Consider the following 6,139-nt stretch of genomic DNA (forward strand, 5'->3'; position numbering starts at 1 on the left):
TGTGTGGTAACACCATTAAAGACCTTGATGGGTTTTTCTGTCCACTTAAATGTTCAACTTAAATTTTACAATCTGCCTTGAGTTTTTATAGTAATTTTTTAGCACTAGAATGACATGATTTTCTGCACTATTCTTTGCATTCCTGGTTTTAGAAAATGTCTTCCAAACAGATAATGATTTTTTTATTTCATCTGTCTGCTTAGATGACATTATAGTCCCGCCGTTTTCCTACATTTTAATTCCGCCCTGTGTATCTCGCAAAAACGTTAAAAATCAATTTGGTTATTAACACTGAAATATACGGAGTACAGTAATAACCTACTCAAGTAATACCAAGGGGTGTAAGTATTACCTGGGTAGGTTATTCATTTATAACTAGGTTTTATTTAGAGAGTATTTTCACCCTCTTTCCAATTATCTTTGGCGACAAAGGGAGTCGTGTCTTGGGGAGCAATAAATGAGAAGAAATTAAGTTGATTCTCCCAGTCCGCAGAATTGCCCCAATCCATTTCCCGCAAGTTACGATTATCGTACGTAAAGGCCAGCAATCGTTTTTGCTTAATATCATAACCAGCGGTATATTGTGTCCAAGCATAGATGGTTTCACCATTATTATTAATTCTTAGAGAACCCTTAGGTGTATTTTCTGGAGTAAGGAGTTGGAAAATTTGATTAAGTGTTTCTCTATCATCCGTTGATGGTGAAAGCAATTTGGCAAATGCTGCGTGTAGGAAGCGTGATTCAGGTTTATAGTCAGCCGGAATGCCAACCATCCCACTGGTTACTTCTCCTAGTTCAATTGGTTTAATTGTCTCACTTAAGTCATAATCATAAGTTCGGTTAGTAGTACGTTCCAGCCATAATTTAACGTTATTAATATGCCAATCAAACTTTGGCGCATTCGTAAATACACCTAATTTATTTTCATAAATCTGAAATCCGTTGGGAATTGACGGCTCAACCACAATCGAACGGCCAGTTTCATCAATGAATACACAGTGCTGCGGTACTGACATCCCCATCATTGGACCCGGATCGTTGGTCACACCAACATCTTGGTTCAACCGTTCTTTAATTTCATCGAGGCTACTGTAGTGGGTTAAAATCCAACTACAGATTTCTTCACCCCGAATTGGGATTTTACCACTCGCTTTGATTTCTTCTGTCGAAACGTATCGGTAAAAGTGATCAAAATAGAATGAACCACCACAAATTCCACTTTCGTTAATTCCATCCAATAGCACAGGAGATTTATGCAGATCCTTGGCCCACATAATCCCCATTACTGCTTGACGGGTAACAAATGGTGAATACATCGATGAAAAGTGGTATCCTTTGGGAATTTTAACCCCCGAATATTCAAAATGTTGTTCAAAATCCTGAGTTCGTCCCCAATAAGGATTACCCTGCTTACTAATCAATTCAATACCAGTACAAGCCATTTTCCAGCCACCTCCTTAATTAACTGACTTTGCCTTCTTTTGAGAAGGAATCATTGCAATCCCAGCACCAATTAATGCTACCAAGGCACCTAAAACAGTTACTAAGTATACATGCGCACCTAGTTGCGGAATTAATAAGTCCATTAAAACGGAGCCAATCAGCTGACCAGCAGTCGATGCCAGACCTAACAGTAATAGTCCAAGTCCACGTACTAACAATGCCATTAAGGCAATCGATAACAATCCTAATGGGCCACCAAGATACATCCACCAAACATGTGGAAGTACAAAGGTTGCTTGGCCCATGCCAATTCTAATTAGTAGGATAATCGTTAAAATGGAGAAACCTACGATAAAGTTCCAGGTAATCGATACCAGCATTGATCCTGTTTCCTTTGCAATAGCAGAATTACCAGCAGGTTGCCACCCCGCAAGAACTCCGGCTAAAAAGGGAAGAACGGCTAAACCAATTACTTTTGGTGCTGACCAGTTTGGTAATACAACCAAGATGGTTGCGGCAACTGCACAAAGCGCACCCACGATACGAGCAAAATTAAATGGCTGTTTAACATCAACACCTATCCCAAAGCGATCGCAAAGTAACCCAGAAATAACTAAACCGGAAATCAAAGTTGTTTGAAAAGTTGCTACTCCAAGTACTGATGCTGAGGCACCTTCAGAGAAAACAACCATTGCACCACAAATCCCAGCGATCCAATTCCACCAAGGCAAGTCGTGAGCTCGCATCTTTCTTGGAATTGATGCAAACTGAGCTCTAGTCGAATGACGTGCTAGGATAATGACTGCCATCACTACTAAACCCGAACCAAACGAAATTACTGCTGCGGCATTTCCATCACCCTTTAATGTGCTACCCAATTGTCCATTAACGGCAGATTGCAGCGGTGAAAGCATCCCCGCAAGAATAGTCGCCAGCACGAGCAAAGGAATAACAACACCCTTTTTCATCTTATTATTTGCTGAATCCATCTTCGAGCCTTCTTTCGATCTCAATCTCAGTTATTGGATAACCAATTGATGCAACGCGAGAAAAACTCGCCGTAATTTTGCCAATTCATAAATTCATCTGATGCCCAGTGGGGACCAATGTCACTCATATATGCTAGTGACTTTCCCTTGCCAAATGATGCTGTAACCAACAACGGATCACCAGCTACCTTCAGCAAAATATCACTACCTTCCTTAGGAGTTGCTACTTGATAACCAAGGACCTGCGGAAAACGCCCTAAATTTTCAGTTATTAAACTTTCTTTAGTCACCTGGGGGGTAAGCCCTTGGGGAACTTCACGACGATCATCATACGGAAGGATATTTACAGGTAAAACTTCCTCAACTGGGGTGCCATGATAATGCGCCTTACCTTCAAAGCCAGCAAATGACAGATATCCTCCTGCCATCATCAATGCACCACCGTTTAATACCCAGTGCTTTAACACTTCAAGTCGATTAACGGTTGGCTTCCCTTGGTCGAAAACTCGTTCTGAAAGTAAAATTGAATTAGCACCAATATCGGAAAGAATAATTACATCATATTCAGCCATATCGTCTTCTGACCACGGAAATTGTTCTGGAACATCGTGAGCAAATAAATGAGTTACTGAATGACCACGTGCTTCTAGCTCTTTAACAAGGTGACTACACCCATTCTCTAATTTAGTACTAGCAAAAGAGTCATAACCCTTATATTCGACAGTGGAAGAAATCCACGACTCACCCGCAATTAAAACATTCGCCATATAGCAGCCTCCTTTTACAAGCAAAATTTGAAGTAATTAAATGATTCTTGAAGTGATAAAGCGCTTTATCAAATTGCTAAAAAAAATCTTTTAATCTGAATGCTTTTTAAAACCAACAAAACGTGTACAACTGACATTCAAATTGAAAGAATCATTAACAAACTTCACCTTAAATATAACACATTAATCTGAAATGTAAACACTTTCATAGAAAAACGTTACTCTTTGATTGACCGAACCGACTGCCGTCTTATTAATTCGGGCGCAACAACCAAATGTTGGTAGGTAATTTTCTTAGTAGATATCATCTTTAATAAGGCGGTGACACCCTTGCTAACCATTGGCGGTATGTTCTGGTCAACCGTGGTCAACGGATACTGAGTAATTACATCATAGGGGTCATTATCAAAGCCAATCATTGAAAAGCGGCTAAAAGCATTCAAGCCATGTTCATTAGCCCACTTTATGATTCCAAAAAGCATCATATCACTGGAACTTAGTATAGCTGTAACTTCCCTATTTTTGATAATTGCATCAGCCGCGCGATAACCACTTGTAATTGAATAATCTCCTTCATAAAGGAAGTCTGACCTAAACGGAATATCATTCTCCTCCAGCGTATGTACGTACCCCTCATAACGTTCCGGCGCATTGACATACTGCTTTTTCCCCTGAATAAACGCAATATTACGATGCCCATGGTCAATTAATTCTTGGGTAGCCATTGCAGCCCCCTTAAAATTATCAAAATTAACCGAGCACACTTTTAGCATATCAGCCGTTGCGTTAACTAAAACAATCGGTTTTCCAGTCTCATCGATCTGCTTTTGGAGCTTATCCATGTCTTGATAGAAAAATTCATTCGATGGTACCAGTAAAATTCCATCGACACCACGCGAAACCATATTATGGAGAATATGCCGCTCTTTCTCTGCTGAGTTATTACTGTCAGCAAATAAAGTGGAGTAACCATGCTTGGCAAGCTGATTATTGATTTCTCTTGTCATCTGCGCAAAGAACGGGTTCGTAATATCAGGAACAATTAAACCAATATTATAGCTAACGTTTCGGCTTAAAGAAACTGCGGCTGCGTTAGGTTGATAATGAATTTCCGAGGCAATTTGTTTAATTCGCTTACGAGTTTTGTCACTAACCCGAACAGGTCGATCATTAAGTACTAAAGACACCGTACTCAACGATACTCCAGCGGCTTTAGCAATATCCTTCATCGTATATTTCATTAATTTCAGTCCAATACAAGTTATTAGTTTAATTATAGCAGTGTTTGGTTTAGTGAAGGAATAACTAAGGTCCATAATCCTAGAGAATATCTAAACTTTCATGAGTTACTACGTAAATGGTCATGACATATTATTCTTAGAAAATTTAATTATTAAGACAGATTGCAAGAAATAAATTGACCAGAAAATAAATAGTAACAATAAAATAAAATCATAAAAAATAAGCTATGAACATATCAAATAACGTTCATAGCTTATTTTCGTTTATCCTCTGCTAATAGCTTTTTTAGTATCTCCTACTTTAGCTAAGCTTCATAGAATAAAAAAATTATTTCAAAAAATTTTTTTATTAGAACATAGTAAAGGAGGAAACAAATATGACTAAGAAGAATAAAGATTACACAACTTCAGTCAGTCTAACCAATGTTACCCGTAATAAATTGATTGCTTTAGCGAACATTAGAGGAACAACTCAAAAACAGTTGTTAAGCAAACTTGTTGATAAAGAGGTTACACAGTTAAGTTCTACTGATACAAGTAATTTTTCGCATATTCTTAAAGCAATACAGATCAAAGACAACTTTAAAAACACAGAAAGAGGTAATTACAATGAGTAAAAAGCATGGAAATATTGGCGTCGACATCGACGTTCAGAACGAGATTAAGGCATTAGTAATGGTATCAGGTCACAAGTTTATCCGTGGTTATATGAGAGACCTTATTGACGAGCAAGTGAAACATCTTAGTGCGGGCGAATATGAAGATTATCGTACTTTCCTGCGACGCATTGAAGAGCAAGAGAAGCAAAATAAAGATAAGAAAAAGAATAAATAATAATTCAAAAGGATTACGTTAATAACTGCGTAATCCTTTTTATTAATTCAAAAATAATTTCAGTCTAAATATGTAAAAGGAAACTGCGTTTTAATTATTTTTGGGGCTTATGAGCATTATTATCAATCTTAACTTCATCCTGATAATTATCTATCATCTCAAATACAGAGATATTCCTTTTTTCCAATTCTTTAATTGCTCCATTGTCCTTATCAATGCTTTTAACAGTTAGTTTTTCTTTAATAATTTTACTCATTAATAGTTTACCCTCTTATTAAAAACTCGTTCATATAAAATAATGGCGCGTTGTGAAAGAACACATAACTCAACGCGCCATTGTTTTACGAGTAAATATATATTATATCAAACTCAATGTCTAATTATTCTATTTTAAAATTCTTTTTTACCTTTAGCAGCAACTCCAAGACCAAACATACCAGCCAAGACTCCCAGAGCAATGACTGCCTTGCTATTTTCATTACCAGTTTGTGGTAATGAAGCTTGCTGTTGCTTATATTGTTCACGAGTCATATTGACACTTTGCCCTTGAGTGTTAGCAGCAGATTGTGAACCATTTGTAGGCAAAACAATGGTTGGCTTGTTAGCAGTAGATTGAGAATTAGCGTTGCTATTAGCAATTTGGCTACCATTATCTGATGTAGCAGGCTTGTGACCAGCTTGACCACTAATGCTTGCGTTACCAGTATCTGGCTTTGCAGGTGTAACTGGAGTAGTTGGCGTAGTAGGTTGAGAATTAGGTTGAGAACCACTGTCTGGCTTTGCAGGATTAGTTGGAGTTACTGGTGTATCAGTATCCTTGTTGCCTTCACTAGGCTTAGCTGGTGTAGTTGGAGTTACTGGTGTA

General features: G+C 37.9%; 8 protein-coding genes. 2 read left to right on the forward strand and 6 right to left on the reverse strand.

The features are described from left to right. Positions 1-386: 386 nt before the first annotated feature. From QOS01_RS10065 to QOS01_RS10080, 4 genes are all read right to left on the reverse strand, one after another. Complete coding sequence (locus QOS01_RS10065; protein WP_283622232.1) at positions 387-1,442, reverse strand: linear amide C-N hydrolase; 1,056 nt, start codon at positions 1,440-1,442, stop codon at positions 387-389. Positions 1,443-1,457: 15 nt separating this feature from the next. Then, a complete protein-coding gene (locus tag QOS01_RS10070) occupies positions 1,458-2,432 on the reverse strand; it encodes a DMT family transporter (protein WP_283622233.1) in 975 nt (324 codons plus the stop codon). Between the two features lie 26 nt (positions 2,433-2,458). Next, positions 2,459-3,199 (reverse strand): glutamine amidotransferase, encoded by a 741-nt coding sequence (locus tag QOS01_RS10075; protein ID WP_283622234.1) that lies wholly within the window; start codon positions 3,197-3,199, stop codon positions 2,459-2,461. A gap of 218 nt (positions 3,200-3,417) precedes the next feature. Next, positions 3,418-4,440 carry a LacI family DNA-binding transcriptional regulator gene (locus tag QOS01_RS10080; protein WP_283622235.1) on the reverse strand — a complete coding sequence of 341 codons (1,023 nt, stop codon included), beginning with the start codon at positions 4,438-4,440 and terminating at the stop codon, positions 3,418-3,420. Between the two features lie 377 nt (positions 4,441-4,817). Here QOS01_RS10080 and QOS01_RS10085 point away from each other — a divergent pair, with 377 nt between their 5' ends. Together QOS01_RS10085 and QOS01_RS10090 are read left to right on the forward strand one after the other, a co-directional pair. Next, on the forward strand, positions 4,818-5,057 hold the full coding sequence (locus tag QOS01_RS10085) for a DUF5388 domain-containing protein (RefSeq protein WP_098035004.1): 240 nt from the start codon (positions 4,818-4,820) through the stop codon (positions 5,055-5,057). Next, entirely contained in the window at positions 5,050-5,274 is a 225-nt protein-coding gene (locus QOS01_RS10090; protein WP_098035005.1) for a hypothetical protein, read from the forward strand. Before QOS01_RS10085 ends, QOS01_RS10090 begins: the two co-directional genes overlap by 8 nt. A 94-nt stretch (positions 5,275-5,368) precedes the next feature. On the opposite strand, the gene QOS01_RS10095 is transcribed toward QOS01_RS10090, so the two are convergent. Together QOS01_RS10095 and QOS01_RS10100 are read right to left on the reverse strand one after the other, a co-directional pair. Next, positions 5,369-5,530 (reverse strand): hypothetical protein, encoded by a 162-nt coding sequence (locus QOS01_RS10095; protein WP_228340970.1) that lies wholly within the window; start codon positions 5,528-5,530, stop codon positions 5,369-5,371. A 134-nt stretch (positions 5,531-5,664) separates the two neighbouring features. Next, positions 5,665-6,139, reverse strand: a 475-nt coding sequence (locus QOS01_RS10100; protein WP_283622236.1) for an LPXTG cell wall anchor domain-containing protein, incomplete at its 5' end; no start/stop codon positions are given.

It is taken from the genome of Limosilactobacillus avium (assembly GCF_947381485.1).
GTDB lineage: Bacteria > Bacillota > Bacilli > Lactobacillales > Lactobacillaceae > Limosilactobacillus > Limosilactobacillus avium.

Coding starts and splice junctions, on each gene's coding strand:
- QOS01_RS10065 (WP_283622232.1), bottom strand. CDS start 1,442: ATGGCTTGTACTGGTATTGAATTGATTAGTAAGCAGGGTAATCCTTAT.
- QOS01_RS10070 (WP_283622233.1), bottom strand. CDS start 2,432: ATGGATTCAGCAAATAATAAGATGAAAAAGGGTGTTGTTATTCCTTTG.
- QOS01_RS10095 (WP_228340970.1), bottom strand. CDS start 5,530: ATGAGTAAAATTATTAAAGAAAAACTAACTGTTAAAAGCATTGATAAG.
- QOS01_RS10090 (WP_098035005.1), top strand. CDS start 5,050: ATGAGTAAAAAGCATGGAAATATTGGCGTCGACATCGACGTTCAGAAC.
- QOS01_RS10080 (WP_283622235.1), bottom strand. CDS start 4,440: ATGAAATATACGATGAAGGATATTGCTAAAGCCGCTGGAGTATCGTTG.
- QOS01_RS10075 (WP_283622234.1), bottom strand. CDS start 3,199: ATGGCGAATGTTTTAATTGCGGGTGAGTCGTGGATTTCTTCCACTGTC.
- QOS01_RS10085 (WP_098035004.1), top strand. CDS start 4,818: ATGACTAAGAAGAATAAAGATTACACAACTTCAGTCAGTCTAACCAAT.